The 4,076-nt window shown below is 54.5% G+C and carries 3 protein-coding genes, 2 rRNA genes and 1 pseudogene; all 6 read left to right on the forward strand.

Annotation, left to right across the window (positions count from 1 at the left end; all coding sequences use genetic code 11):
- A 23S ribosomal RNA gene (locus tag SMC1_RS09865) occupies positions 1–195 on the forward strand; the annotation flags it as partial.
- 64 nt (positions 196–259) lie between these two features.
- Positions 260–375 (forward strand): 5S ribosomal RNA (gene rrf / locus SMC1_RS09870).
- A 356-nt stretch (positions 376–731) separates the two neighbouring features.
- The gene (locus tag SMC1_RS09875; RefSeq protein WP_119086602.1) at positions 732–992 is read left to right on the forward strand and encodes a YHS domain-containing protein; all 261 of its coding nucleotides are present in this window, start codon (positions 732–734) and stop codon (positions 990–992) included.
- 722 nt (positions 993–1,714) lie between these two features.
- Positions 1,715–3,424 carry a peptide ABC transporter substrate-binding protein gene (locus tag SMC1_RS09880; protein WP_119086603.1) on the forward strand — a complete coding sequence of 570 codons (1,710 nt, stop codon included), beginning with the start codon at positions 1,715–1,717 and terminating at the stop codon, positions 3,422–3,424.
- Positions 3,425–3,533: 109 nt separating this feature from the next.
- Entirely contained in the window at positions 3,534–3,857 is a 324-nt protein-coding gene (locus SMC1_RS09885) for a serine hydrolase (RefSeq protein WP_119086604.1), read from the forward strand.
- A pseudogene (locus tag SMC1_RS10940) lies at positions 3,854–4,076 on the forward strand (hypothetical protein); the annotation flags it as partial. The gene SMC1_RS09885 and the pseudogene SMC1_RS10940, both read left to right, overlap by 4 nt.

Below are 4,076 nucleotides of genomic sequence, written 5' to 3' on the forward strand. Positions count from 1 at the left end.
GCACGGAGCTGGGTAGCTATGTCGACTTTGGATAAGTGCTGAAGGCATATAAGCGCGAAGCCAACTCGAAGACGTGATCTCTCATCGTCGCAAGACGAGGTAGACCCCTGGTAGACTACCAGGTTGATAGGCTGGAGGTGTAAGCGCAGCGATGCGTTGAGCTGACCAGTACTAATAGGTCGGGGACGTCATTGGCTCGTACAGTTTTGAGGGTGCAGGCCCACTGCAGTTCTCTCTCGTTTTCAAGTGAAGACATGACTCTGGTGGTCATAGCGTCGGGGAAACACCCGTTCCCATCCCGAACACGGAAGTTAAGCCCGATACGCCGATGGTACTTACGGGGAAGCCCGTTGGAAGAGTAGGTCGCTGCCAGGGTCATGTCTTTTTCCATCTCCCCACACCGTCCTTCCCCCGAGCCCTTTTGTCCAAGGCGAGGGGTGCTTCTCCGCGCAGGCGTCCTCATCCGTCCTTCCCGCGCAGGCGGGAATCCAATCCTTTCCTGTCCGTCCTGTCGTACACACGCTCCTGATCCGTCATTCCCGCGAAGGCGGGAATCCATCCTGCTTCTCCATGTTGCCCCCCTCGTTGGGGGGTTTTTCCATGTTCAGGAGGATTGCACGAACGAGCGTTTCTCCCTAAAATAATATTAGGTAGGAGACCAACGTCGCCGAGGAAACCTCGGATTTCGGTAACCTACGTACCATGACACATCATTGGCCGAGGAGGCTGGAATGGACAAACCGTTGTGTGTCAACAAAGTAGATCCTGTCTGCGGAATGGCTCTCACTTTGATTGAGGACGTCGAGACGTCCACGTTGGAAGGCAAGACCTATGGGTTCTGCAGCAAGGGGTGCAAGGAGACGTTCGAGGGCGATCCGAAGAAGTACATCGAGAACCCGGTTGCACGCAAGAGCATGTCGGAGCCCATGGGGTCCCCCGAGAAACCGGCTGCACCCATCGAAATGCCGCCGCCTATGAAGCCTCCCCTATAACGTAGAAACCAGTCAGGACAGTCCCGAATAACAGATCGGCCGCGAGTGCGCGGCCGATCTGCATGTCGTAGACCTCCGTCCTTCCCGCGAAGGCGTCCTCATCCGTCATTCCCGCGAAGGCGGGAATCCATCCTGCTTCTCCACGTTGCCCCCTCTTCAGGGGGTTTTTCCATATCCAGGGACTGCAGGGAGGGGCGCAGGTCTTGGATTTTGCATCTCGTCGTCCAAACTGCGTGTCAACTCATGTGAGAATGTACGTGAACCGTCAGGTCGCGAACTCACCAGAAATATCCCGCCCGCTCACAGAAATCGTCCAACACCTCCGACTTCGTTGTCCTCCCTGCCTTCAGATATGCTTGTGCCTTGACCACCGTGAGCTTCCCGCGTTCCTGGAACCGCCCCTCCGAGTACTCCCCTCGGATACGGCAGCACCCCTCGCATTGAGAGAAAGTGCTCGGGGGACAACATCCTCGGGGGGATTGGACTAACATCCTCGGGGCCATCGTGAGCTCCATTCCCGCTGCTCTGTTCTCATCCAAAGGATCAGCAGTATTCTGTCATCCTTCACGTCCTTGTCTCATGAGTCGACGGAGCCAGTTCACCTCCATGTTGGATGAGTCGATGCGACTGGATCTCACTCCCATTGTATTTTTTCTGCCAGTTGATAGCATTAGCGGTAGTCGCGCGAGCGACAAATTTTCTTGGAAAGGGGAGGCTGATGTATGAGGAAAGCACTGTCACTTATCTTGATAGCGGTATTCCTGGTCTCATTCTTTGGTGGATTGTCTGTTGTACCATCAGCAAAGGCAGTTGCTCAGGAGGTAACGTACAACCTGGGGACTGAGCCCCCTTCAATCGATCCGGCCATTATAACTAGCATCATGGAATTCAATATCATAGTACAGGTCTTCGATGGGTTGACGCGTATTGACAACAAGAATACGCCGCAGCCAGCAATTGCGAAGAGCTGGACGATCTCCAAGGACCGGAAGACTTACATCTTCACGCTTCGCGATGCGTACTGGACGAACGGAACGCCCGTCACAGCATACGATTTTGAGTATGCGTGGAAGCGCGCGCTGAGCCCGGACTTGGCATCACAATATGCATATCAGCTCTACTACGTCTATGGTGGTGAAGCTTTCAACGCGTCCATCAAGGTCGGCAGCAAGTACTATGCCCAGACTGTCGACGCCAAAGGCAATCTTCTCACGAAGAAAGTAGGGGGCAAGGACGTCCCCGTTGCAAACATGGCGAAAGAGATCGACCCCAGCAAGAACGTCGGTGTCAAGGCACTGAATGCCAAGATGCTCAAGGTCTACCTCCAGTCGCCCACCGCCTACTTCCTCAGCTTGACGGCGTTTCCTACCCTGATGCCGGTCTGCAAGGCTGTTGTCAGCACAAATGACAAGTGGGCTGCCGATGTGACGAACTACGTCACCGATGGACCGTTCACGCTCACGCAGTGGTCACACGAAGACAAGCTGGTCTTTGTCAAGAACCCGACGTACTGGGACAAGGACAAGGTCAAGCTCACGAAGATCACCTACCTAATGGTCGAGGATAGCACGACTGCGCTTTCGATGTATCAGAGCGGTCAGCTGGACGCCGCGGCCACCGTACCCACCTCAGAGTTGCCCAAACTGGTCGCCTCAGGCGATGCAAAGATCCTTCCGTACCTTGGGACATATTTCTACTTGGTCAATGTCACCAAGAAGCCGTTCAACGACGTCCGCGTTCGCAAGGCCTTGCTCCTGGCGATCAACCGCAAGGGCATTACTCAGTCCATCACTAAGGGTGGGGAGATTCCCGCGCTGGGCTTTGTTCCCTACGGTCTTGCAGACGCGCTTCCTGGCAGCGATTTCCGCAAGGCTTCCCAGGAGACCTTCTACAAGGACAACGATATCGTAACTGCAAAGGCACTGCTTGCTCAGGCCGGTTATCCCAATGGCAAGGGGTTCCCAGCCTTCACACTGCAGTACAACACCTCCGACCTACACAAAACCATTGCCGAGGCGATCCAGGGGATGTGGAAGAAGAACCTTGGAATCACCTGCACCCTCGAGGGCAAGGAGAGGGGCGTTTACTTGGATGACCAGCGGCAGCTCAACTACGATGTTGAGCGTTATGGCTGGATTGCTGACTACATGGATCCCATGACGTTCCTGGATATGTGGGTCACGGGTGGCGGAAACAACAACACTGGCTGGAGCAACAAGTCTTATGATGCTCTCATCGCAAAGGCCAAGGCGACTGTCGACCCGAAGGCGCGCATGGCAACACTGCATGCCGCAGAGAAGATCCTCATGACAGACTTCCCCATTCTTCCAATCTACTACTACACGAGCCCGGTGCTCCTGAGCAAGCACATCAAGAACTTCTACCAGTCGGCGCTGGGATCGGTCGACTGGAAGAACGCTTACATGGGATAGCTGTCCGAAACCTCTTGACGGCGGTACACACGATTTAGACAGGAAAAGAAGCGGGGCGGCTCTGCTCTTGAAGCTGGAGAGCCGCCCCCGTTGTATCTCGGGAGGTCCTATGCTCAAGTTCATTCTGCGATGGGTGCTCTCGATGATTCTTGTCGTCCTCATTGTCGCATCCGCTACCGTGAAGATAATTCTCGGCCACCAGCAATTTGCGGATATCATGATGTTATTTTTGCCAGAAGGAATACGGGCTGAACACAAAACTGGCGGACTTCCCGGATCGGTCCTCGATGTCGGACTTGTCTATGGCGCTAAGGATCCCCTCATCCTGTGCCTCATGGCGACACAACTGGCCAATAACGGTGAAGGAGCAGTTATTCTTGGGAAAGTCGCTGCAATTACCTATACAACTGGAAAGGAGGAACGCGCCTTATGAAAATCGTTGCCATAAAATGTCTTCCAGTGAGCATCCCCCGGCTCAAAGAATTCAAGGTCGCCTATGCGACGCGAACAGTTTACAACGGAATTCTGTTGCAACTTGTTACCGACATCGGCCTTACCGGGCTGGGAGAAGCAGCTCCCAATTTCGAAGTCTGCCATGAGACAATGGAGAGCACAGTTCAAGCTTGCCGGGCTATGGCTCCCCTCGTCCGAG

This window comes from Candidatus Cryosericum septentrionale, assembly GCF_003570995.1.
Taxonomy (GTDB): domain Bacteria; phylum Caldisericota; class Caldisericia; order Cryosericales; family Cryosericaceae; genus Cryosericum; species Cryosericum septentrionale.